The organism is Streptomyces sp. NPDC002133 (assembly GCF_040296405.1).
Classification (GTDB): Bacteria; Actinomycetota; Actinomycetes; order Streptomycetales; family Streptomycetaceae; genus Streptomyces.
This window is the reverse complement of record NZ_JBEOXF010000003.1, coordinates 228956-252344: the sequence shown is the minus strand read 5'-3', so window position 1 is coordinate 252344 and position 23389 is coordinate 228956. Positions and strand designations below refer to the sequence as shown.

The following is a 23389-nucleotide window of genomic DNA, read 5'->3' as shown; positions in this document are numbered from 1 at the left end:
GGCCCGTCGTGCGAAGCGGGATCAGGCGTCGACCTTCTCCATGACGTCGTCCGACACGTCGAAGTTGGCGAAGACGTTCTGCACGTCGTCGCTGTCCTCCAGCGCGTCGATCAGCTTGAAGATCTTGCGGGCGCCTTCCTCGTCCAGCTCGACCTGCATGGTCGGGACGAAGCTGGCCTCGGCCGACTCGTAGTCGATCCCGGCCTCCTGGAGGGCGCTGCGGACCGCGACCAGGTCCGTGGCCTCGCTGATGACCTCGAAGTTCTCGCCGAGGTCGTTGACCTCTTCGGCGCCCGCGTCCAGGACCGCGCCCAGGACGTCGTCCTCGGACAGCTCACCCTTGGGCAGGACCACGACGCCCTTGCGGTTGAAGAGGTACGACACGGAGCCGGGGTCGGCCATGGAGCCGCCGTTGCGGGTCATGGCCACGCGGACGTCGGAGGCGGCGCGGTTGCGGTTGTCGGTGAGGCACTCGATGAGCACCGCGACACCGTTCGGGCCGTAGCCTTCGTACATGATGGTCTCGTAGTCGGCGCCGCCGGCCTCGAGACCGGCTCCACGCTTGACCGCCGAGTCGATGTTCTTGTTCGGGACCGAGCTCTTCTTCGCCTTCTGGATGGCGTCGAAGAGGGTCGGGTTGCCGTCGATGTCGGCGCCGCCCGTGCGCGCCGCGACCTCGACATTCTTGATCAGCTTCGCGAAGAGCTTGCCGCGCCTGGCGTCGATCACGGCCTTCTTGTGCTTCGTCGTGGCCCATTTAGAGTGGCCGGACATCTGCCTGTCTCCTTCGCGTAACCAATCTCTGCTGTGTTCGCCTGTGATCCTACCGGGGTCGGATCAGTGCGCGGCGCGCACCATGTCGACGAACAGCGCGTGCACGCGGTGGTCTCCGGTCAGTTCCGGGTGGAACGACGTCGCGAGCGCGTTTCCCTGCCGTACGGCGACGATGTGGCCGTCGTGCTCCGCGAGCACCTCGGCCGCGGCGCCGACCGACTCGACCCACGGGGCGCGGATGAAGACTCCCTCGACGGGGGTGTCCACGCCCTTGACGGCCACGGCGGCCTCGAAGGACTCGTTCTGGCGGCCGAAGGCGTTGCGGCGCACGATCATGTCGATGCCGCCGATCGTCTCCTGGCCCGAGCGCGGGTCGAGTATCTTCTCGGCGAGCATGATCAGACCGGCGCAGGTGCCGTACACCGGCATCCCCGCGCGCACACGCTCACGCAGCGGCTCCATCATGCCGAAGAGATGGGCCAGCTTGGAGATGGTGGTGGACTCGCCGCCCGGTATGACGAGGCCGTCGACCTCGGCGAGCTCCTCGGGGCGCCGGATCGGCCTGGCCACGGCGTCGGCCGTGGCCAGGGCGATCAGGTGCTCCCGTACGTCGCCCTGAAGAGCCAGGACACCGATCACGGGGGTGCTCATGGGTGGTTACCAGCCACGGTTCGCGTAGCGCTCGGTCTCGGGCAGGGTGTCGCAGTTGATGCCGACCATGGCCTCGCCCAGGTTGCGGGAGGCGTCCGCGATGATCTTCGGGTCGTCGTAGAAGGTGGTGGCCTTCACGATGGCGGCGGCGCGCTTGGCCGGGTCGCCCGACTTGAAGATGCCGGAGCCGACGAAGACGCCCTCGGCGCCGAGCTGGCGCATCAGCGCGGCGTCGGCGGGAGTGGCGACACCACCGGCGGAGAACAGGACGACCGGAAGCTTCCCGAGCTGGGCGACCTCGGCGACGAGCTCGTACGGGGCGCGCAGCTCCTTGGCGGCGGCGTACAGCTCGTTGTGGTCGAGGGCGCGCAGGTGGCCGATCTCGTTCTTGATCTGGCGCAGGTGGCGCACGGCCTCGACGACGTTGCCGGTGCCGGCCTCGCCCTTCGAGCGGATCATGGCCGCGCCCTCGGCGATGCGGCGCAGGGCCTCGCCCAGGTTGGTGGCACCGCAGACGAACGGGGTCGTGAAGGCCCACTTGTCGGAGTGGTTGACCTCGTCGGCCGGGGTCAGCACCTCGGACTCGTCGATGTAGTCGACGCCGAGGGACTGCAGGACCTGGGCCTCGACGAAGTGGCCGATCCGGGACTTGGCCATGACCGGGATGGAGACCGCCTCGGTGATCTCCTCGATCATGTTCGGGTCGGACATCCGGGCCACGCCGCCGTCCTTGCGGATGTCGGCCGGGACCCGCTCCAGGGCCATGACGGCGACGGCGCCCGCGTCCTCGGCGATCTTCGCCTGCTCGGCGTTGACCACGTCCATGATCACGCCGCCCTTGAGCTGCTCGGCCATGCCGCGCTTGACGCGTGCGGTGCCGGTCTCGGGGGCCTGCGGGGAATTGGAGAACGTGCTGGACACGATCGACCTCACTCGGTGACGACGGGTTGGTGCTCCGAAGAGGAAACCGTCCGGCAGCAGGCCACTGCAAGTGCCAATGTGTAGCGTGTGGCTCCTTTTCGGCAGAACGGGGGCGAACGTCCGGCGACGAGCTGCCGCTCGCAGCGGGCGGCCGAGGAGCCCGGAGGGCTGGTCAGGGACGGTCCGCCAGCGCCGTGGGCGGCTCGTCGTCCATCTCGAACGCCATCGGGAACGGCGCGTGGCCCGCCAGGCGGAACCAGCGGACCTTGCGGTGCCGGCGCAGTGCCCTTGCCGCGCGCACGGAGTCGTTGTGGAACCGACGGGCCATGGGTACGCGCCGTACCGCCGCCGCGAGCTCGTTCGCGGCCTCCTCGCCGCCGGGCGCCTCGCGTACCGCCTCCATCTGCTCCGGCTCCCCGAAGACGGCCCGCAAGGCCTGGCTCAGCTCGCTCTCGGCGACCTCGCGGTGCTCCTCGTCGGCCTGGCGGGCGGCGTGCGCGGCCTCGTACAGCACGATCGACGCAGCCGGATCGAGCACGCCCGATGTGGCCAGCTCCTGGGTGACCGAGGCCCTGCGCAGAAGCTGGGCGTCCAGGGCGGCACGGGCGGCGTCGATCCGCGCGTGCAGGCGGTCGAGGCGGCCGGCGGTCCAGCTCAGGTAGAGGCCGATGACGACGAGCGCGACGAGGATCCAGATCAGGGTTGCGGTCACGGCGGGCCAATCTACCGGGGCACGGAGTGCGGCCGGACGGCGACGGCGGCGCCCGCGTCCTCGGCCCGGGACGCCTGCGGGGGGCCTTGTCCCCGCCCCGCGCCGCCCCGCCCCTTCCCTTCCCGAACTGAGGGCTCCGCCCCCGGAAGCCGGTTGCGGGGGCTCCGCCGCGAATCCCCGCTCCCCGACCTCCCCCATGCCCTGGCGGGCGTGGGGGGACCCTCGGCGTGGCACAGCTTTCGGGGCTCCGCCCCGGACCCCGTCCCTGCGCCCTGGCGGGCGTGGGATTCCGAGCCCGTCCCGCGCCCCGCTCGTACCGGGACGCACACATCACGCCCGTCCCGCGCCCCGCTCGTACCGGGACGCACACATCACGCCCGTCCCGCGCCCCGCTGGTACCGGGACGCACACATCACGCCCGTCCTGCGCCCAGCTGGTACCGGGGCACACCCATGCCCGTGCAGCGCTCGAAGACGGACACCCGGATCGCCGGCACGGGGCACACCCATGCCCGTCCAGACCTCCAGGACGAACACTCCGGCCCAGCCGGTGGCACCGGCCGCGCCCGGGGGGCCGGCTCAGCGCCCCGGCGCCTCGGGGCAGGCCCGCGCTGCCCCAGGGGCCCGAGGGCTGGGGCACGCCCGTCCCCGCCCGCCCCGCCCGTTCGGGGCCGCGAGTGCGGGCTAGTCGCGGGCCAGGCCGAAGCGGGCCATCAGGCCCGGGCGTTCGTCCGCGGCGACGGAGGCCGCGCCGTCCGTCACCGTCTCGTAGACCGCGAGGATGTCCGCCGCCACCGTCGACCAGTCGAAGCGCCGCACATGCGCGCTGCCCTTCGTCCGCAGCTCCTCGCGCCGCACCGGGTCGGCCAGGAGCCGCAGTGCCGTCGCGGCGAGCGCGTCCGCGTCCTCGTTGGCGAAGAGCTCGCCCGCGGCGCCCTGGTCCAAGACCTGAGTGAAGGCGTCCAGGTCGGAGGCGAGCACCGGCGCGCCCGCCGACAGCGCCTCGACGAGGATGATGCCGAAGCTCTCACCACCGGTGTTGGGCGCGACGTACACGTCGACGCTGCGCAGGAGCCGCGCCTTGTCCTCGTCGCTGACCATGCCGAGGAACTCGACACGGGAGCGCATCTCCTTCGGGAGGGACTCGACGGCCTCCTCCTCGTCGCCCCGTCCCGCCACGAGCAGCCGCGTCTCCGGCCGCTCCGCAAGGATCTTCGGCAGCGCCTTCATGAGCACCGGAAGGCCCTTGCGGGGCTCGTCGATGCGGCCGATGAAGCCGATCGTCCGCCCCCCGGCTTCGCCGGTGGTACCCCCACCCTGCCACTCCGCCCGCGGCTCGGCCCGGGCGAAGAAGTCGACGTCGACACCGTTCGGGATGACGACCGCGTCACCGCCCAGGTGTTCGACGAGCGTGCGCCGCGCGTATTCGCTGACCGCGATGCGGGCACTGATCTTCTCCAGGGCCGGCTGGAGGATCGGATACGCGGCGATCATCGCCCGCGACCGCGGGTTCGACGTGTGGAACGTGGCAACGATGGGACCCTGTGCCGCCCAGCAGGTCAGCAGCCCGAGCGAGGGCGAGGCCGGCTCGTGGATGTGGATGACGTCGAAGGTGCCGTCGTGCAGCCAGCGCCGGACCCGCGCCGCGGACAGGAAGCCGAAGTTGAGCCGGGCGACCGAGCCGTTGTAGGGCACCGGCACCGCGCGGCCCGCGGAGACGACGTACGGCGGCAGCGGCGTGTCATCGTCCGCAGGGGCGAGGACGGACACGTCGTGGCCGAGCCCGATGAGGTGTTCCGCCAGGTCCCTGATGTGGAACTGGACGCCGCCCGGGACGTCCCACGAGTACGGGCAGACGATGCCGATCTTCACGTCCGCCACTCCTCGGAGCCGGAGTCGTCCAGGTCCGCGAGCCACAAGCGCTGCAGCATGTGCCAGTCCTCCGGGTGATCGGCGATTCCGGTGGCGAAGGCATCGGCCAGCGCCTGCGTCATGACAGACGTCTTCTCGGCACGGGTACCTGTCTCGGGCACGTCGACGGGCGGATGGATGCGGCCCTTCATCACCGACGTGTCGTCGTACCAGAGGGTCACGGGCATCAGCAGTGCCCCGGTCTGCTGAGCGAGCAGGGCGGGCCCCGCGGGCATCCGGGCCGTCTCGCCGAAGAACTTCACCTCGACGCCCGACGCGGACAGGTCGCGGTCGGCGACCAGGCAGACCAGGCCGCCGTCGCGCAGCCTGCGAGCCAGCGTGCCGAAGGCCGAGCCGCCGGTGTGCGGCACGACCTCCATGCCCAGCGACTCGCGGTAGGCGACGAAGCGGTCGTACAGGCTCTCGGGCTTGAGACGCTCGGCGACCGTCGTGAACGGTATGCCGAGGGCGCGGGTGACCCAGACCCCGGCGAGGTCCCAGTTGGCGAGGTGGGGCAGCGCTGCGACGACGCCCCGGCCCTCGGCGATCGCCTCGGTGAGACGGTGGACGTCCTTCAAGTCGAAGCTCTGCTTCGCACGCTCCTCGTCCCAGGCGGGCAGCCGGAACGACTCCATCCAGTACCGCATGTACGAGCGCATGCCTGACTTCGAGAGCTCGGCGAGCCGCTCGGGGCTCGCGTCGGGCACCACCCGTGCCAGATTGGCCTCGAGACGCAGGACGCCCTTGCCCCTCCTCTTCCAGGCGGTGTCGGCGACGGTCCGGCCGAGCGCCGCAGCGACCGGCTCCGGGAGCTTCTTGACCGTGGCCCAGCCCAGTCCGTACAGCGTGTCCGTCAGCCGGTCCCTCATGACGTCGCCCCACTCCCCTCCGAGGACGCCGTCGCGTCCGCCTCGGCCGCTTCCCGGCGCACCGTCACCACCCGCTGCCCCAGGGTGACCAGCGACCCCACCGCCACGATCCACAGCGCGATCGGCAGCAGCACATGGATTCCGGGCACCCCGAAGGCGCCCAGTCCCGCGAGACCCGCGGCGACCAGGGAGATGACGAGCCGCTCGGCCCGCTCCACCAGCCCGTTCACCGCGACCGGCAGCCCGATCGACTCGCCGCGTGCCTTCGTGTACGAGACGACCTGGCCGCTCGCCAGGCAGAAGATGGCCACTGCACACATCACGTTGTCGTCGCCCTTGCCCGCATACCACAGGGCGAAGCCGCCGAAGATCGCGCCGTCCGCCACCCGGTCCAGCGTCGAGTCGAGGAACGCGCCCCAGCGGCTGGAGACCCCGGCCTGCCGCGCCATGTTTCCGTCGACGAGGTCCGAGAAGACGAACAGGGTAATGACGATGGTCCCCCAGAAGAACTCTCCGCGCGGGAAGAACGCCAGCGCGCCCACCATGACCCCGCCCGTGCCGATGAGCGTGACCGCGTCCGGGCTCACTCCGCGGCGGAGCAGAAACGCGGCGAACGGTGTGAGGACACGCGTGAAGAACGCACGCGCGTACTTGTTCAGCATGGCCTTCCCGAGGTTCGGTGGGCCGCGCGGCCCTTTGTGGCCACCGGCGCGCCCATCGTAGTCATGACCGTCCCGCGCCAGCGGACTCCCCCGGTCACGTACGACGTATGGACGCACCATGACGGGAGTGGAAAGCTCGAAAGACCACCGCGGGCATCGCCGGAGCTGCCCCCTCGCCTTCGGCCGAGGGCATCCCAGTCGGCTCCCCCGGGTCCGCGCCCTCACACCTCACCGTGCAAGCAGTCGGGAGGAACATCATGGGCGACAAGGCGAACGCACACACCGGAGCCGCCGGCAGGGCTACAACGGCCGACCGGCCGACATCCGTACGGAATGTGGTGCTGGTCGGCCACAGTGGATCGGGCAAGACGACGCTGGTCGAGGCTCTCGCCCTGGCCGCCGGCGCGGTCAACAGGGCCGGCCGGGTCGAGGACGGGGCCACGGTCTCGGACTACGACGAGATCGAGCACCGCCAGCAACGCTCCGTACAGCTCAGCCTCGTTCCGCTCGAATGGGGCGGGTACAAGATCAATCTGCTGGACACCCCCGGATACGCCGACTTCGTCGGGGAACTCAGGGCCGGTCTGCGAGCCGCGGACGCGGCCCTTTTCGTTGTCTCCGCGGCCCAGGAGGCCGACGCCGTCGCAGGTTCGACCCGCATGGTCTGGGAGGAGTGCGCGGCGGTCGGCATGCCCCGGGCGATCGTGGTCACGCACCTGGAGACGGCCCGTACCGGATTCGACGAGCTGACCGGCGTCTGCGGGCAGATCTTCGGCGGCGACGACCCCGACGCCGTGCTGCCGCTCTATCTGCCCCTGCACGGCCCGGAGGCCGCCGACGGCCACGCGCCCGTCACAGGGCTGATCGGGCTGCTGTCGCAGAAGCTGTTCGACTACTCCTCCGGCACTCGTACGGAAAGGCCGCCCGGCGATGACGAGCTGCCCGTCATCGAGGAGGCCCGCAACCGGCTCATCGAGGGGATCATCGCGGAGAGCGAGGACGAGACCCTCATGGACCGCTATCTCGGCGGCGAGGACATCGACATCAAGACGCTCATCGGCGACCTGGAGAAGGCCGTCGCTCGCGGCGTCTTCCATCCCGTGCTCGCCGCGGCGCCCGCCACCGACGGGGGGAAGCAGGGGCTCGGCACGGTCGAGCTGCTGGAGCTGATCACCGGCGGTTTCCCGACCCCGCTGGAGCGCGAGGCGCCCACGGTCACGACGCCGGAGGGCGGCCCACGCCCCGCGATCAGCTGCGACCCGGCGGGTCCGCTGGTCGCCGAGGTGGTCAGGACCGCGTCCGACCCGTACGTCGGGCGGCTGTCGCTGGTGAGGGTGTTCTCCGGGACGCTGCGCCCGGACGAGACCGTGCACGTGTCCGGCCACGGTCTGACCGACCGGGGACACGAGGACCACGACGTCGACGAGCGGGTCGGCGCGCTGTCCATGCCGTTCGGCAAACAGCAGCGCACGGTCGGCGCGTGCATCGCGGGCGACCTCGCATGCGTCGCGAAGCTGGCGCGGGCCGAGACCGGGGACACGCTGTCCTCGAAGGACGATCCGCTGCTGATGGAGCCCTGGGCGATGCCCGACCCCCTGCTGCCGGTGGCCATCCAGGCGCACAGCAAGGCGGACGAGGACCGGCTCTCGCAGGGCCTCGCGCGGCTGGTCGCCGAGGATCCGACGATGCGGCTCGAGCAGAACCAGGACACGCACCAGGTGGTGCTGTGGTGTCTGGGGGAGGCCCATATGGATGTGGCCCTGGAGCGGCTGCGCAGCCGTTACGGGGTCCAGGTCGACGTGGTCCCGCACAAGGTGTCGTTGCGGGAGACGTTCGGCGAGCCGTCCGCGGGGCGCGGCCGCCATGTGAAGCAGTCCGGCGGCCACGGCCAGTACGCGATCTGCGAGATCGAGGTCGCACCGCTGCCGGCCGGCTCCGGGATCGAGTTCGTCGACAAGGTCGTGGGCGGAGCCGTGCCACGGCAGTTCATCCCGTCCGTGGAGAAGGGCGTACGGGCGCAGGCGGCGAAAGGCGTCGCCGCCGGCTATCCCCTCGTCGACGTGCGGGTGACGCTGCTGGACGGCAAGGCGCACTCGGTGGACTCGTCGGACGCCGCCTTCCAGACGGCGGGTGCGCTGGCACTGCGCGAGGCGGCGGCCGATGCACGGATCCATCTCCTGGAGCCGGTGTCCGAGGTGCAGGTGCTGGTCCCCGACGAGTACGTCGGGCCGGTCATGAGCGACCTGTCGGGGCGGCGCGGCCGGGTCGTCGGCACCGAACAGGCGGGCCACGGGCGAACATTGGTGCGGGCCGAGGTGCCGGAGATCGAGATCGGGCGGTACGCGGTCGATCTGCGGTCGATCTCGCACGGCACGGGCCGCTTCGACCGCTCGTACGCCCGCCATGAGGCCATGCCACCGCAGTTGGCCACCAAGATCCGCGAACAGGCGGAATCCGGTTCCTAGTTGGGCTGCCGCCCGCCGTACCTCCGTGCGGCGGGCGGCACTTCGGGGGCCCGAGGTCGCTTTCCGGATGAAGCTGCATGGTCGGGACCCACGCACGGCGAGTCCTCGATACGCTGTGGTGCCCAGCTCAGAAGGTGTGCGGGGCTCAGTAGCGGGGAACAGGCCGCAGAGCGGACGGTTGCGGCGATGGGGGCGGTGCAGTGGCGGACCAGGCATTCGATTTCTCTCCCGGGGCGCAGGTCCCCCTGCAGGGCTCGGCCGGCCAGACGGCGGCGACGCACGCCCTCGCCTCGGCCGCGTACCGCGACGGCAAGCTCGAGGAGATCCTCAAGGCCAACAGCGAGTGGCACGAGTCGAAGGTCACCAAGCCCAAGTTCTCACTGTTCGAGCCGAATCTGGGGGAGGCCTTCTCCCGGGCGGTTCAGGTGCGGATGCTCGGCGGCGCCCGCAAACCGCTGATCCAGTCGTTCGGCACCGAGCCGCAGGCCGTGGTCGAGCACGCGCTCGCGGCGACCCGGATCCGTAAGGAACGGGACGCGAAACTCACCGGGATCATGGCGGTGTTCGGGCTGCTGTTCCTGCCCGGGATGCTGCTCTGGATCGGTGTGTTCCAGCTGCGCCGGACCATCGCCGGGGCGCAGGACAAGAAGACGGGCGCACTGGGCGGGGCGCTGCTGGCCGGACTCGCCCTCGTGGCGGTGGTCTTCCTGCTCCGGCTGCCGTTCACCGGCTTCTGGGGGTACTACCTGCGCGGCATGATCATCGCCCCGGTCGTCGGCTGGCTGCTCGCCAAGCGGATCTGCGAGGCCACGGCGAAGGACATGCGCGAGCGCTGGGGCAGTCTGCTCTCCGGCGGCGGTATCGGCGCGAAGGTGCCGGAGGCCGTCCCGGGGAACCCGAACGAGACCGCGGCGGAGCAGCTGCGCCAGGGCCTGGAGATGCTCACCGCCGAGCAGCACTCCAACTCGGTCTTCTACGCGGGGCCCAAGGGCATACTCGGCATGGGCACTCGCTGGGGCAGCTGGCAGCTCGCCGAGGAGCTGGTGGCCAAGGCGCCCGGCAAGGAGTTCCACCAGTTCCGCAGCTGGGACGTCATCAAGGTCATCCACGACCAGCTGACGCTGCTGCAGCGCGGCCCGCTGCACACGGGAGGCTTCCCGGCCCCCTCGGTCAAGCACTGGGTCGTGGTGCCGGTCGGGGAGAACGCGAAGGAAGTGGCCAGGCCCGCGGGCCAGGACGTGGAGAACAAGTTCCAGGTCAAGCGCCACGAGATACAGCGCATCTGCGACCACCAGCAGTTCGGCAGCGGGAACCGCCACTATCTGGGCGTGCAGTTCACGCTGTGGGACGGCCAGCTGGTGATCACGATGATGATCACGGTGACGGTGCTCTACGAGACCCTGCGCATCGAGGTGACCGGGCACGCGCTCGGCCCGGTGCACTCCCTCTTCACCACCAAGCCCGAGCCCAAGACCGTCGAGGTCCCCAGGACCATCCGGTTCTGGGAGACCACGAAGCGGACGCTGCCGCTGGTGGAGACGCCCGAGGTGGTGCGGCTGATGGTCCGGGCGCCGTTCACCTGGTACCCGCCGCTGCTGGACTTCCTGGGCGGGAAGCTGGTGCTCCCGGAGCCGTTCGGTCTGCGGCACGCCTGGGCGGACAAGCCCTGGCGGCACCGGTTCATGGCGGACGACGCGATGCGGGCGGCGACGCCCGTACTGCGGGTGACGCACGCGGCGGCGATGCGGGTACTGGAGGAGAACGGCGTGGACACCGAGCGCTTCAGCAACCGTTCCATGATCGTGAGCGGGCTGGTCCAGGACCCGGCACCGCGCAAGGCCGACGTGTACGACGCGTAGCCGCGCCGCCCGCGGTTACGCGGCCGGCCAGGCGTCCGCGAGCATCTTCCGCGTGTCGGCGAGGAGTTGGGGCAGCACCTTGGTGTGGCCGACGACCGGCATGAAGTTGGTGTCGCCGCCCCACCGCGGCACGACGTGCTGGTGCAGATGGGCGGCGATACCGGCCCCTGCGACGCTGCCCTGGTTCATGCCGATGTTGAAGCCGTGCGCCCCGGAGGCCGTACGCAGCGCCGTCATCGCCCGCTTGGTGAACGCGGCGAGCTCGGCGGTCTCCGCGTCGTCGAGGTCCGTGTAGTCGGCGACGTGCCGGTAGGGCACCACCATCAGATGCCCGCCGTTGTACGGGTAGAGATTGAGTACCGCGTAGACGCTGTCGCCGCGCGCGATGACGAGTCCGTCCTCGTCGGACTTGGCGGGGATGGAGCAGAAGGGACAGCCGTCATCGGCCCCCGGCCCGGTCGGCTTGTTCTCGCCCTGGATGTACGCCATCCGGTGGGGCGTCCACAGACGCTGGAAGGCGTCCTGGATACCGACTCCGATCTGCTGCTCCGGCTCACTCGTCATGTGGTGCAGCATATGACTTCGCCCGTGCGGAGCGTGTCGCCGGGGCAGGGCCGGGCGGCGGCCGGAGATCCTTGGCCGATGGACGTCGACGACGAGGACACCCGGCTCGCTCGCTGGGAGCAGCGGGTGGAGCTGCCCTTGTTCTGGGGCTCGCTGCTGTTCCTGGGCGGTTACTCGGTGCGGGTGCTGGCCTCCGGCGTGGACATGATCTGGCGCGAGCTCGCGCTCGCGCTGATGCTGCTGATGTGGCTGGCCTTCGCTGCCGACTACGTGGTGCGGCTGCGGCTGAGCGGTCAGCGACTGCCCCGGTTCCTGCGGAGGCACTGGCTGGACACCCTGGTCCTGGTCCTGCCGCTGCTGCGTCCCCTGCGCCTCGTCAAGGTGTACACGGCGGTGCAGCAACGGCGGGACCGTGCGCGGCTGAGCCTGCACGCACGGGTGATCGCATACGCCGGGGTGACGGCGATCCTGCTGGGCTACGCCGGCGCTCTCACCGTCTACCAGGCCGAGCGCTCGGCGCCGGGGGCGACAATCCATACCTTCGGGGACTCCCTGTGGTGGGCGTGCGAGACACTGACCACGGTCGGGTACGGGGACGTGACGCCCGTGACCAGGACGGGACGGCTCATCGCGGTGGGGATGATGATGTGCGGGCTGGCCCTGCTGGGCGCGGTGACCGGTTCGTTCTCGTCCTGGCTGATCCAGGTCTTCGCCCGGGAGGACGAGAAGGGGCCCCCGGACGGCGGACGTCCTCCGGGGGCCCCTTCCTGAGGCCGGCTGCGGCGAGCGATCAGACCTGCACGCGGTCCTCGACGATCTTCACGATCTTGGCGATGGCCTCGTCGACCGGGATGCCGTTCTCCTGCGAGCCGTCGCGGTAGCGGAAGGACACCGCGCCGTTCTCCATGTCCTCGTCGCCCGCGATGACCATGAAGGGCACCTTCTGCTTCTGGGCGTTGCGGATCTTCTTCTGCATCCGGTCCGATGAGGCGTCCACCTCGACGCGCAGCCCCTGCTTCCTCGCCTTGGCGGCGAACTCCTGCAGATACGGGACGTGGGCGTCACCGATCGGGATGCCGAGCGCCTGGACGGGCGCCAGCCAGGCCGGGAACGCGCCCGCGTAGTGCTCGAGGAGCACCGCGAAGAAGCGCTCGATGGAGCCGAACAGTGCGCGGTGGATCATGACCGGACGCTGCTTGGTGCCGTCGGGGCCGGTGTACTCCAGGTTGAAGCGCTCCGGCAGGTTGAAGTCGAGCTGGACCGTCGACATCTGCCAGGTGCGGCCGATCGCGTCCTTCGCCTGGACGGAGATCTTCGGGCCGTAGAAGGCCGCGCCGCCGGGGTCCGGGGTGAGCGGGAGGCCCTGCTTCTCGGCCACCTGACGCAGCACCTCGGTGGCCTCCTCCCAGACTTCGTCGGAGCCGACGAACTTGTCCGGGTCCTTGGTCGACAGCTCCAGGTAGAAGTCGGTCAGGCCGTAGTCCCGCAGCAGGTCGAGGACGAAGGTGAGGGTGGAGTCCAGCTCCTCCGCCATCTGCTCCTTGGTGCAGTAGATGTGCGCGTCGTCCTGGGTGAAGCCGCGGGCACGGGTCAGGCCGTGCACGACGCCCGACTTCTCGTACCGGTACACCGTGCCGAACTCGAAGAGGCGCAGCGGCAGTTCACGGTAGGAACGCCCGCGCGCATCGAAGATCAGGTTGTGCATCGGGCAGTTCATGGGCTTGAGGTAGTAGTCCACGCCCTCGTCGAGTTGCATGGGCGGGTACATGCCCTCGGCGTACCAGTCCAGGTGGCCCGACTTCTCGAACAGCTTGCCCTTGGTCGCGTGCGGCGAGTACACGAACTCGTAGCCGTGCTCCTCGTGGCGCTTGCGCGAATAGTCCTCCATGACCCGGCGGATGACGCCGCCCTTGGGGTGGAAGACCGCGAGGCCCGAGCCGACCTCGTCCGGGAAGGAGAACAGGTCCAGCTCGTTGCCCAGCTTGCGGTGGTCGCGCTTCTCGGCCTCGGCGAGGAAGTCCAGGTGCGCCTTCAGCTCCTCCTTGGAGGGCCAGGCGGTGCCGTAGACGCGCTGCAGCATCGGGTTCTTCTCGCTGCCGCGCCAGTACGCGGCGGCGTTGCGCATGAGCTTGAAGGCCGGGATGTTGCGGGTCGTGGGCAGGTGGGGACCGCGGCAGAGGTCCTTCCAGCACAGCTCGCCGGTCTTCGCGTCCAGGTTGTCGTAGATGGTCAGCTCGCCGCCGCCCACCTCGACGTCGGCGCCGTCGTCGTGCGAAGCCGAGCCCTTGATCCCGATGAGCTCCAGCTTGTACGGCTCGTCCGCGAGCTCCTCGCGGGCGGCCTCGTCGGTGACGACGCGCCGCGAGAAGCGCTGGCCGCGCTTCTGGATCTCCTGCATCTTCTTCTCGATGGCCTTGAGATCCTCGGGGGTGAACGGCTTCTCTACGTCGAAGTCGTAGTAGAACCCGTCCTTGACCGGGGGCCCGATGCCGAGCTTGGCCTCGGGGAAGAGCTCCTGCACGGCCTGGGCCATGACATGAGCGGTGGAGTGGCGCAGGATGTTGAGGCCGTCCTCGGAGGAGATCTCGACGGGCTCGACCGGCTCGCCGTCCTTGACCTCGTAGGCGAGATCCTTCAGCTCACCGCCGACACGTGCGGCGACGACGGTGCGCTCACCGGCGAAGAGGTCGGCTGCCGTAGTGCCCGTCGTCACCACGCGCTCTTCCCGCTCGGAATCGCGTTGGATGATCACACGGACGTCTGACACCGGTCTCTCCTGCCTGATGGGGGTGCGCACGCTGTCGTACGACGCACGCAATAGGTCATGCTACCGAGCCGCACGGCCCGCCCGCGAAAGCGGGCGCCTGCGGCGGGCTTCCCGCACCCCGTCCCTTCCCGGGCCGGGTCGATGTTCCGCCCTGCCACCTGGAGGGCAGGCCCTCCGGGCCCCGGGCCTGAGCCCCGCACCGCCGAGCAGCCCTCGATGACCGCCCTCAGTGGAGCCCCGCCGCGGCACAAGGCTTCGAAGGCGGAGCCCGCGCCGGGGGCTGGGGGCTTGCGCCGGTTCGGGACGGGGCGGGGCGGGGCGGGACAAGGAGCGGGACGAGGAGAAGGCCCGCCGCGGGCGCCGGAGCACCGGCCGGCGGTGCCGTCGTCCCGTCAGTCGCCGCCGCAGGCCTCCTCGAAGAAGTCGAGGTTCTCGTGGAGGGACTTCATCAGCCGGTCCCGCTCCGCCTCGTCGACCTGCACCGGGACGACCCCGGTGGCATCGGTGAGGCGCCGGAAACCCCCGCGGCTCTCGAGGCGGCCGATGACGCGGATCGGAACGCCCACCAGGTGGGCGTGGCCCGCGATCCGGTAGGACTCCTCGTCGAGGACCGCGCGGACGTGCGGCACCTCGGCGCCTGCCAGGACGCGCAGCCTCACGGTTCCTTCGCCGCGCGTGCCGGAGCGCCGCATCCGTACCACCGCTCCGGTGATGCGGACGGGCACGGACGGTTCCTCGCGGAGATAGCGGGCCCCGGCCTCTCGGAGGGCCGGCAGGTCGCCCGGGGAGAACTCGACGGGCTCCGGGCGCGCCGCGCAGCCCTCCGGCACCCCGGCCGCCGGTGACCAGGCCAGGGCGATCCGCGCACCCTCGGCGCCGCGCACCAGCGCCACGACGGCCTCGGTCAGCTCACGGCTGACCCCGGCCTCGACCGCCGCGTCGAAGGCCTCCATCCCGCCGGTGGCCCGCTGGTAGTCGACGGCCTCGCGGGTGGCGTGCAGCGCGTGGTGCAGTCCGACGGCGACGGACCGGCCGGTCTCCACGGGTACGAACGCGGTGAGCCCGCGCCCGCCCGGCGCCGGGCCGACGAGGATGCCCGACAGCGCCGCCAGCGCCTGCCGCCGGTGCCGCGCCCCGTAGTACCCGGCCCGCCCCCGCGCGGCGAGCGCGCCCGCGAGCAGCATCTGCCGGGCGGCCGAGCGCAGCTGTTCCTGCACGGTCCAGGCCGCCGCGCCCGACGGACCCTGGGGCACGTCCCGCCACCAGCGGATCTCGTCACTGGGCACGGCGAGCCCGACGAGCACTTCACGGGCGGACGGCGCGGCCGACCGTGCGAGCGCGGTCAGCGCCTCGCTCAGCAGGTCCTCGCTGTCCGGGAAGGCCCGGCTCTCCGGGACGAGCAGGCTCGTGCGCCCGGCGGCCGGGCCGGGTGGCGTCCAGCGGGCGTACCGCCCGGCCGCTCCCCCGCGCCGCCGCCACCCGTGCCGGTCGAGGAGCGCCCCCAGCACGACGGGGTCGACGTGCGCGGGATCGGGCCCCTCGCTCCCGTACCAGGGCGCGGGCACGTCGTCCGGGAGCGGAAGCGGCAGGGGATGCGGGTGCGGAAGCGGGTGGGAGGAGCCTGCGTACGGCGGTACGGGTTCGTCGATCGGGCGGTGCATCACGGTCTCCCTCCCGTCCCGACCCGGGTCATGATCTCGCAGAGCGCCCGGTCGTCGAAGACGCGCGCGGTCGGGATCCGCACGGTCGTCCTGCGCCGGCCCGTCACCGGGTGGCCGGCCAGATTGGTCCAGTAGCAGCAGTGCCGCAGGTCGAGCCGGTCGTGGCTGGCCCGGAGCCATTCGTCCTGGGTCCTCGGCACGATCATCACGACGAGGATCTTGTGCACCGACACGGGTGTCCGGGCCAGCTTCACCAGGTGGTCGTTGTCGAGGGTGAAGGAGAACGCCGGACCCGGTGGGTGCGGCGGAATCTGGTAGGTCGCCTTGAGCTGCACCTTGATGGTGACTTCGTCGTCGACGGTGTGTCCGGGAGCGCTGTGGCTGACGTGCCAGTCGATCCCGTTGTCCGGGAACGGCTGGGACAGCGAGCAGCCCGCGGCGGCCGCCACCGCGTGGAGATACCCCACCTGGAGGGTCTCCATGCAGGCGGTGGTGGCGAGTGCTCCGCGCAGCGGTACGGTCCGCTCGGGCAGCGCACCCGGTTCGGGCTGCGCGAGCGCCATGGCTCCGTCTGCCTTTCGGGCTGTGCCGATCGATGATCCCCGCGACGGGCCGTCAATCTCGCGCCCCGTCATCTGTGTTGTCACCCGCCTGCGTACTGCGCAAACAGTCCGGGTATCACCGATTCGGGCAGGGGGATCACGCCATCTGCCAGGTATGGGCAAGGAGTTCGGGGATGACACTCTGGTATGAGGGACCCCTGGCGGCATTTGACACGGAGACAACAGGCGTGGACGTCGAGGCGGACCGGATCGTGTCCGCCGCACTGGTCGTCCAGGATTCGGCGGGAAGTCGCCCGCGCGTCACCACCTGGCTGGTCAATCCAGGCATACCGGTCCCTGCGGAGGCCACGGCCGTCCATGGGCTGACCGACGAGCATCTGCAGCACAACGGCCGGTGGCCCGCGCCGGTGATGGAGGAGATAGGCCGGGCTCTGGCCGAACAGTGCGCGGCCGGCAGGCCGCTCGTCATCATGAACGCGCCGTTCGACCTGACCCTGCTGGACCGCGAACTGCGCCGCCACCGGGCCTCGTCGCTGGCGCACTATCTGGAGCACGTGCCGATGTGCGTCCTGGACCCGCGCGTCCTCGACAAGCATCTGGACCGTTACCGGAAGGGCCGGCGCACCCTCACGGATCTGTGCGAGCAGTACGGGGTCGCGCTGGAAGGGGCGCATGACGCCGCTGCGGACGCCACCGCCGCGCTGGAGGTCGTACGGGCGGTGGGGCGGCGTTTCACGGCCCGGCTGGAGCGGCTCTCGCCGCCGGAGCTGCACACGCTGCAGGCGGTGTGGCACGCGGCGCAGGCGCGGGGCCTGCAGGCGTGGTTCGCCCGGAACGGCACCGAGGAGGCGGTGGATCCCGCGTGGCCGCTGCGACCGGAGCTCCCGGCACGGGCGGCTTGAGTACGGGCGCCCCGCCGCTTCGGGGCACCCGTACGACCGTGGACTCGGCCTGTCCGGCCGGGCAGGCCCGATCACCGCGCCGGCCGACCGGACAGGACCACGGGACCTAGCCGGTGAATCCGGCGGTGATGGATGTGAACTGCCAGTTGCTCTGGCTGATTCCGGAGCAGTTGCTCACCACTCCGCCGCCGGGGCAGGGCCGGTCACGGTTGACCGACCAGAAGGCCAGCCGCGCGATGTGATGGGAGTTGGCCCAGTCCTTGATCTGGGTCCAGGTCGCCGGGCTGGTCAGCTCCTGCTGGTCGCTGAGGCCGTTCATGCCCGAGATGCCGATGTGGGCGTAGGCGGTGGCGTCGTCCCAGCCGAAGGTGCTCTTCAGCTTGGTCTTCAGCCCTTCCGTCGCGTTCACGGTGTTGCCGTACATGTCGGCGCCGCCGCCGAAGTCGAACGGCATGATCGTGAAGACGTCGATGTTCGCCTGGAGTGCCTGGGCGCGCTCGATGAGCCGGTTGCCCCACCAGGTCGGGCCGGTGGTGGAGGTGCCGAAGGTGATGATGGTCCTCAGGCCCGGGTTGTTCTGCTTGACGATCTTCAGAGCGTTGAGAATGCGGTCCTGGACGGCCTCGTTCTCGAACTCGTCGCTGTTCTCGATGTCGACGTCGATGGCCTTGAGCCCGTACGCGTTGATCACCTGCTGGTAGGCGCCGGCGAGCGCTTCCGGTGTGGCGCAGTTGGGTCCGAGCTTGTTGCCGCTCCAGCCGCCGATGGACGGGACGATGTCGCCGCCCGCGGCGCGGATCGCGTTGATGGTCGACTGGTCGGTGCCGCCGGTGAGCGGCCGGGTGCCGTCCCATGCGGGGTTGCAGCCCCCGGACGACAGGATGAACGCCATCGTGAACCACTTGATGCCGGTGGCGCTCATCACGGACGGGGCGCTCGGCGGGTCGCCCCACCCGAGGTAGAGATACGGAGCGGCCTGCTTGAAGCCACCGCCGCCACCGCCCGGGTCGGTGGTGACGCTCACGGCGGTCGATGCCGGGGAGGTGTTGCCGCCCGCGTCGCGGGCGCGGACGGTGAAGCTGTACGGGGTGTTCGCCGCGAGGCCGCTGACGGTGGCGCCGGTGCCGGTCACGGTGGTGGCGAGGGTGGAGCCGCGGTAGACGTCGTAGCCGGTGACGCCGACGTTGTCCGTCGAGGCGTTCCAGGCGAGCGAGACGCTGGAGGACGACTTGCCGGTGGAGCGCAGGCCGGCGGGCGTGGTGGGTGCCTGGGTGTCGCCGCCGGGGCCGCCGGGTCCGTCGAGGCTGATGTCGTCGGCGTTGTAGGTGCCTTGGGCGTACCAACCGTGGAGGTAGACCTCGGCGCTGGTCTGTGCGGCGCCGGTGGTGAAGCCGACGGTGAGCTGGGTGTACGCGGATGCGGACGGCGTCCAGGTGGAGGCGCCGCCGGTCACGCCGAGGTGCACGTAGCTGCCGCGCACCCAGGCGGAGAGCGTGTAGGCGGTGCTGGGCTGGACGGCGACGGTCTGGGTGCACTTGGCGTTGTCACTGGCGCTCGCCGCTCCGGCCAGTGCCTTCGTGCCGCTGTGGACGGGGCTGGTGACGACCGAGCCCAGCCCGCCGGTGCAGGACCAGCCGGACAGGGACCCGGACTCGAAGCCCGGATCGGTGAGCAGATTGGCGGCCTGGGCCGTGCCGGGCAGGGCGATGGCGGCGGCCGCGGCCAGCAGCGCCGCGCTGAGGCCGGCCAAGAGCCGGTGTCTGGAACGCACGTGACCTCCCGATGAGGGGTGGGGGACGGTTCGGCGGACCTGTCGCGGCGCCACGATTGGTCTGGACCTATCAGGCGGATTGAAGCGAAGCGTCGTGTCCCCGTCAAGAGCGCGCGCAGGGCCGCAACTCGCCCCGGAGACGGCCGCTCTGGCGGCCGGTCAGAAGGGTGCGCATACTCCGGTGATTGGTCTACGCCCTGCCGGGGCCCGGAGCGTGGCGAATCCGCCCTGCCGCCCCATTGGTACAGCTCACGCGCCCGCACGCGGGACACCCTCCGCCCCGGCCATCCCGGCCGTGCGAGCCCGGAAAAAGATCGAGGCCGGTCCGTCGACTGACGAACCGGCCTCTCCCGGTGGGCGATACTGGGTTCGAACCAGTGACCTCTTCGGTGTGAACGAAGCGCTCTCCCACTGAGCTAATCGCCCGGGAACGCACTGAACCATACAGGTACCGGCGGGTTTCCTTCAAACTCCCTTCGGGGCTCCCCGCAGATACGCGGTGAGCCCCCGCCGCCCGGCCCGCATCATCAACGCGTGGTTGGCCCGGAAGGCCGGCCGCCCCGGCACGGCCAGCAGCCGCATCAGCCTGCGCCGCACCTCCACCTCCTGGTCGTAGCGGGCGCGGGTGCCTCCGCCGATGCGCGGCGCCAGCGTCCAGCGGGCCCTGCCGACCAGGTCACCGGACAGCTCCACCTCCAGAATCCCGGCGCCGGGGTCCCGCAGGCGTTCGTGCAGGGTGACGACGAGGTCGTACGGCAGAACGGAGCGGAAGCGGGCGGTGCCGCTTCGGTCGTCGACGGGGATGACCTCGCGGACCTGCGGCCACCAGCGGGGATAGTCCTCGGCCCGTTCCAGCACGGCGTAGACGAGGCGAGGCACGGCGGGCAGTTCCCAGATGCTGCGGAAGCGGTAGCGGTGCCAGTCCATGTCCGGAGTCTGCGCCGCGGGGGGCGTACTCACGCGTGATCTGAGTATCCGGCTGAGTATCCGCGCGCATATCGGAGTCATGTGTCGCACACCACACTGCTCTGCATGGAGAACGTACTGCCACCCGCCGAGGAACTGCGGCTCCTCGACGGCGAGCTGGCCCAACTCGAGGCGCGACGAGCCCAGTTGCTCACCCGCAGGGCATGGCTGGTGCAGACGCTGCAGTCACTGCAGGCGCAGCAGCAGCCGAAGACCGCGGCCACGGCCGCGCCCTGGGGGCCGGCCCGTCCCGGGGGCCCTGGCCGGCCTTCGCACCCCAACCCCGAGACCTCGCCGCCGAGCGCGCAGAATGTGCTGCTCACACTCGGCGGGATCCTGCTGGCCATCGCCGCGATCGCCTTCACCCTGGTCAGCTGGGGTCATATGGGCATCGGCGGACGGTCCCTGGTGCTCGGCGCGGTGACGGTGGCGGCTCTCGCCACACCGGTCCTGCTGCTGCGGCGCGGGCTCACGTCGACCGCCGAATCGGTGGCGGCGCTCGGCCTGGTCCTGATGGTCCTGGATGCGTACGCCCTGCGCCGCGCGGCCCTGCCGCACACGCACGCAGTGGCGTACGCGGCCGTCGCCTCCGGCGTGCTGGCCGCGCTGTGGGCGGCGTACGGGCTGGCGCTGCGCACGTTGCGCATACCGCTGCCGGTGGCCGTGGTGACCGTACAACTGCCGCTGCCGCTCTGGGCGCTGGCGGCGGATGCGAGCGCCTGGACCATCGCGTGGGCGACGCTGACCACCGCCGCGATCGACGTCGCGATCGCGCTGACCGCGAAGCCGACGGCCGTGCGGGGTCTCGCGGTCGCGGGTGCCGTGGTGACCGGTGGCTGGTCACTGCTGACCGGGCTCTGGCTCTCGGTGACGGCAGGGACAGCGGCGGAGGCGGTGCAGCCGGGCGTCCTGCTCCTCGCGGCCGCCGGTCTCGCGCTGGTCGCGGCCTGGCGTGCGCCGGCGGCAGCGCCGCAGGAGCCGCCGAGAGGGCAGCAGCCCACGGCGCCCGCATCGCCCACGACAGGGCCGGCCGTGGTGGCGACGGCCGTCGTGGCGGGCCTGGCCGTGATCGCGGGCGTCGGCGGCGTGCTCCGCGCGGCGGTGCCGGACGACTGGGGCGTGCCCGCGTATCTGCTGTGCGCGGTCGCACTCCTTGCGGTCGTGCGGATCCGGGCGCCGCGCCGCATACCGACCGGCCTCGGCCTCGCGTCGGCCGTGGTTCACGGTGCCTCGGCCGCCTGGGCCCTGCCCTACGCGGCGACCGCGCTGTCGGCGCCGGTGGCGGTCGTCGACGACGTCTGGTCAGGCGCCCGCGATGTCACCCCGCTTCTGCCGGACATGGGCACGGCCCCGCTGGTCCTGGCCGTGGTGGCCGCCGGCCTGTGGGCGGCGCCCCGCCTGCTCCCGGCCGTAGCACTCCCCCGTACCGCGATGTCCTGCGTCGCGCTCGTCCTCGCCTGGAGCGCCGCGTTCGCCCTGCCCGCTGCCCTGTCCCTGCCGTACGCGGCCACGTCGGCCGTGCAGCTCGCTGTGGTGGCGGCGGCGCTGGCGCGGGCGGCACTCCGGGCCGACCTCCGGAACCGGGAGCCGGTGGAAGGCCACACCCCCGGGACCGGAGCCGCCGCGGCCGGAAACGGGCATGCCGGCCCGGACGCCACGGCCGTCACCGCGCTCGTCTGCGGCCTGGCCGGCGGGCTGAGCGTCGCGCTGCTGGGGCTGGCCACACGGCCCGCCACGTTCGCCGTGCTCGGCGTGCTGGCCGTCCTGTCCGTCGCGGCGGCGCGCATGGCACGGAGCGCCGTCCAGGCCGTTCTGGCATGCACCACGGTCGTGTGGACGACCGGTCTGGTCGGGGCCGCGGCCGCGGCCGCCGGGCTGCCCGCACACCGAGCGGCTCTCGCACTCCTCGCCGTACCCGCCGCCGCCGCGCTGCTCGGCGCGCGGCTGCGCAGCCACCCCGTCGCGCTGCCCGTCGAGCTCACCGGTGCCGCCGCGGCGCTGGTAGCGATCGGTCTGGCGGTGCCGCACGCCCCGACGCTCGCGCTGGTGCTGGCCCTCGCGGGCGTCGTCGCGGCGGGCACCGCGGTACGGGCCGAGCGGCGCCCCGCCGCCGGGTACGCCGCCGCGGTGCTGTTCGTGGCGGCCACCTGGGTCCGCCTCGCAGCCTCGGAGGTGTCCGCGCCGGAGGCGTACACCCTCCCGGTTACCGTTCCGGCGCTCGCCGTCGGCCTGCTGCGGCGGCGCAAGGACCCGGAGGCCTCGTCGTGGGTCGCGTACGGTCCCGGCCTGGCCGCGACCTTCGTACCGAGCCTGTTCGCGGCCTGGGGGGACGCGCACTGGCTGCGTCCGCTGCTCCTCGGTGCGACCGCGCTCGCGGTCACACTGGCCGGCGCACGGCTGCGGCTGCAGGCCCTGCTGGTGCTGGGCGGTCTGACCCTGACGCTGGACGCCCTGCACGAGCTCGCCCCGTACGTGGTCCAGGTCGTCGGCGCACTGCCGCGCTGGCTGCCGCCCGCCCTCGCCGGACTGCTGCTCCTCGCGGTCGGCGCGACGTACGAGCAGCGCCTGCGCGACGCCCGCAGACTCCGGGAGACCCTGAGCCGGATGCGGTGATGTCCGGACGCGGTCAGCGGGTCCGCATCGATGGGCCGAACGGGTGAAATACCGAAGGCCCCGGAGACTCGGTCTCCGGGGCCTTCGGTCCGGGTGGTGGGCGATACTGGGTTCGAACCAGTGACCTCTTCGGTGTGAACGAAGCGCTCTCCCACTGAGCTAATCGCCCGGACGCACCGCAAACATTACCGCATGTCAGCGGCGCTCCATGACCATCGGACCGTCACTGCGACGACCAGCGGGGCCATCACCGCGGCGTCACTCGTCGATCTTCCAGGGCATCACGATGCCGAACTTCCAGATGTAGATCCCGATCAGTACGCCCATGATCACCAGGCCCACCGTGGTGAGGATGATGTTGCGCCGGCGCACCTTCGGGTCGAGCGCACGCTGTGCGGCCTCGGTCACCTTCCGCTTCGTCCAGCGCAGCACGAGTTGCGCCCAGACGAACTCGGTGGCCCAGATCGCCATACCACCGAAGATCACCAGCCAGCCGGGCCCTGGCAGCGGCAGCATGATCACGCCGGCCGCCACAACGGCGAGTCCGACGACGAACACGCCGACCTGCCAGCTGAGGTGCAGCGTCCTGCGCGCTTTCACGAACTCGGGCGCCCGGGATCCGAGCGGCCGCTCCTGGGCCGCCTCGTCCTCGTTCGCACCCGCGGGCACGTCCCCCGTGGCGGGTTCCGCGGCCGACGCTGCGGCCGCGTTCTTCCGCTCGTCACTCTCCGCATTCATGATCCCCAAAGTACCTGACGA

19 protein-coding genes and 2 tRNA genes are annotated in these 23389 nt (G+C 71.3%); 5 read left to right on the top strand and 16 right to left on the bottom strand.

Going from position 1 to position 23389, the window contains the following annotated elements:
• Positions 1 to 21: 21 nt before the first annotated feature.
• The 7 genes from ABT078_RS05815 to pgsA all read right to left on the bottom strand — a co-directional run bounded on the left by ABT078_RS05815 (position 22) and on the right by pgsA (position 6499).
• On the bottom strand, positions 22 to 774 hold the full coding sequence (locus tag ABT078_RS05815) for a YebC/PmpR family DNA-binding transcriptional regulator (RefSeq protein WP_351224183.1): 753 nt from the start codon (positions 772 to 774) through the stop codon (positions 22 to 24).
• Positions 775 to 837: 63 nt separating this feature from the next.
• Positions 838 to 1425 carry a pyridoxal 5'-phosphate synthase glutaminase subunit PdxT gene (gene pdxT / locus ABT078_RS05810; RefSeq protein ID WP_351224181.1) on the bottom strand — a complete coding sequence of 196 codons (588 nt, stop codon included), beginning with the start codon at positions 1423 to 1425 and terminating at the stop codon, positions 838 to 840.
• A 6-nt stretch (positions 1426 to 1431) separates the two neighbouring features.
• The gene (gene pdxS, locus ABT078_RS05805) at positions 1432 to 2346 is read right to left on the bottom strand and encodes a pyridoxal 5'-phosphate synthase lyase subunit PdxS (RefSeq protein ID WP_351224179.1); all 915 of its coding nucleotides are present in this window, start codon (positions 2344 to 2346) and stop codon (positions 1432 to 1434) included.
• A gap of 172 nt (positions 2347 to 2518) precedes the next feature.
• Positions 2519 to 3058, bottom strand: a complete 540-nt coding sequence (locus tag ABT078_RS05800) for a hypothetical protein (RefSeq protein ID WP_351224177.1) — start codon at positions 3056 to 3058, stop codon at positions 2519 to 2521.
• A gap of 683 nt (positions 3059 to 3741) precedes the next feature.
• Positions 3742 to 4929 carry a glycosyltransferase family 4 protein gene (locus tag ABT078_RS05795; protein WP_351224175.1) on the bottom strand — a complete coding sequence of 396 codons (1188 nt, stop codon included), beginning with the start codon at positions 4927 to 4929 and terminating at the stop codon, positions 3742 to 3744.
• Positions 4926 to 5837 carry a phosphatidylinositol mannoside acyltransferase gene (locus tag ABT078_RS05790; RefSeq protein WP_351224173.1) on the bottom strand — a complete coding sequence of 304 codons (912 nt, stop codon included), beginning with the start codon at positions 5835 to 5837 and terminating at the stop codon, positions 4926 to 4928. Before ABT078_RS05790 ends, ABT078_RS05795 begins: the two co-directional genes overlap by 4 nt.
• Positions 5834 to 6499: a phosphatidylinositol phosphate synthase gene (gene pgsA / locus ABT078_RS05785; RefSeq protein ID WP_351224171.1), complete on the bottom strand. Its 666-nt coding sequence runs from the start codon at positions 6497 to 6499 to the stop codon at positions 5834 to 5836. Before pgsA ends, ABT078_RS05790 begins: the two co-directional genes overlap by 4 nt.
• A 257-nt stretch (positions 6500 to 6756) precedes the next feature.
• Between pgsA and ABT078_RS05780 the strand changes: the two genes are divergently transcribed.
• Together ABT078_RS05780 and ABT078_RS05775 are read left to right on the top strand one after the other, a co-directional pair.
• Positions 6757 to 8964: an elongation factor G-like protein EF-G2 gene (locus ABT078_RS05780; protein ID WP_351224169.1), complete on the top strand. Its 2208-nt coding sequence runs from the start codon at positions 6757 to 6759 to the stop codon at positions 8962 to 8964.
• Between the two features lie 200 nt (positions 8965 to 9164).
• Positions 9165 to 10823 (top strand): AbeC-like domain-containing protein, encoded by a 1659-nt coding sequence (locus tag ABT078_RS05775; RefSeq protein WP_351224166.1) that lies wholly within the window; start codon positions 9165 to 9167, stop codon positions 10821 to 10823.
• A gap of 15 nt (positions 10824 to 10838) precedes the next feature.
• On the opposite strand, the gene ABT078_RS05770 is transcribed toward ABT078_RS05775, so the two are convergent.
• On the bottom strand, positions 10839 to 11399 hold the full coding sequence (locus ABT078_RS05770; RefSeq protein ID WP_351224164.1) for an HIT family protein: 561 nt from the start codon (positions 11397 to 11399) through the stop codon (positions 10839 to 10841).
• Positions 11400 to 11465: 66 nt separating this feature from the next.
• Here ABT078_RS05770 and ABT078_RS05765 point away from each other — a divergent pair, with 66 nt between their 5' ends.
• Positions 11466 to 12158, top strand: a complete 693-nt coding sequence (locus ABT078_RS05765; protein ID WP_351224162.1) for a potassium channel family protein — start codon at positions 11466 to 11468, stop codon at positions 12156 to 12158.
• Between the two features lie 19 nt (positions 12159 to 12177).
• Here ABT078_RS05765 and thrS read toward each other — a convergent pair whose 3' ends face one another.
• The 3 genes from thrS to ABT078_RS05750 all read right to left on the bottom strand — a co-directional run bounded on the left by thrS (position 12178) and on the right by ABT078_RS05750 (position 16378).
• Positions 12178 to 14154 (bottom strand): threonine--tRNA ligase, encoded by a 1977-nt coding sequence (gene thrS / locus ABT078_RS05760; protein ID WP_351224160.1) that lies wholly within the window; start codon positions 14152 to 14154, stop codon positions 12178 to 12180.
• Between the two features lie 392 nt (positions 14155 to 14546).
• Positions 14547 to 15815, bottom strand: coding sequence for a hypothetical protein (locus tag ABT078_RS05755; RefSeq protein WP_351224158.1), 1269 nt, complete (start codon positions 15813 to 15815; stop codon positions 14547 to 14549).
• Positions 15815 to 16378: a DUF4365 domain-containing protein gene (locus ABT078_RS05750; protein WP_351224156.1), complete on the bottom strand. Its 564-nt coding sequence runs from the start codon at positions 16376 to 16378 to the stop codon at positions 15815 to 15817. The genes ABT078_RS05755 and ABT078_RS05750 overlap by 1 nt, the downstream gene beginning before the upstream one ends.
• A gap of 173 nt (positions 16379 to 16551) precedes the next feature.
• Between ABT078_RS05750 and ABT078_RS05745 the strand changes: the two genes are divergently transcribed.
• Positions 16552 to 17280: a 3'-5' exonuclease gene (locus tag ABT078_RS05745; RefSeq protein WP_351224154.1), complete on the top strand. Its 729-nt coding sequence runs from the start codon at positions 16552 to 16554 to the stop codon at positions 17278 to 17280.
• A gap of 106 nt (positions 17281 to 17386) precedes the next feature.
• On the opposite strand, the gene ABT078_RS05740 is transcribed toward ABT078_RS05745, so the two are convergent.
• The 3 genes from ABT078_RS05740 to ABT078_RS05730 all read right to left on the bottom strand — a co-directional run bounded on the left by ABT078_RS05740 (position 17387) and on the right by ABT078_RS05730 (position 19978).
• Entirely contained in the window at positions 17387 to 19051 is a 1665-nt protein-coding gene (locus ABT078_RS05740) for a carbohydrate binding domain-containing protein (RefSeq protein WP_351224152.1), read from the bottom strand.
• Between the two features lie 354 nt (positions 19052 to 19405).
• A tRNA-Val gene (locus ABT078_RS05735) sits at positions 19406 to 19477 on the bottom strand.
• Positions 19478 to 19516: 39 nt separating this feature from the next.
• Positions 19517 to 19978 (bottom strand): SRPBCC family protein, encoded by a 462-nt coding sequence (locus tag ABT078_RS05730; RefSeq protein WP_351224412.1) that lies wholly within the window; start codon positions 19976 to 19978, stop codon positions 19517 to 19519.
• A gap of 105 nt (positions 19979 to 20083) precedes the next feature.
• On the opposite strand from ABT078_RS05730, the gene ABT078_RS05725 reads away from it, so the two are divergent.
• Positions 20084 to 22630 carry an SCO7613 C-terminal domain-containing membrane protein gene (locus tag ABT078_RS05725; protein ID WP_351224150.1) on the top strand — a complete coding sequence of 849 codons (2547 nt, stop codon included), beginning with the start codon at positions 20084 to 20086 and terminating at the stop codon, positions 22628 to 22630.
• Between the two features lie 94 nt (positions 22631 to 22724).
• On the opposite strand, the gene ABT078_RS05720 is transcribed toward ABT078_RS05725, so the two are convergent.
• A tRNA-Val gene (locus tag ABT078_RS05720) sits at positions 22725 to 22799 on the bottom strand.
• A gap of 89 nt (positions 22800 to 22888) precedes the next feature.
• Positions 22889 to 23368, bottom strand: a complete 480-nt coding sequence (locus ABT078_RS05715) for a TIGR02611 family protein (protein ID WP_351224148.1) — start codon at positions 23366 to 23368, stop codon at positions 22889 to 22891.
• Positions 23369 to 23389: the final 21 nt, after the last annotated feature.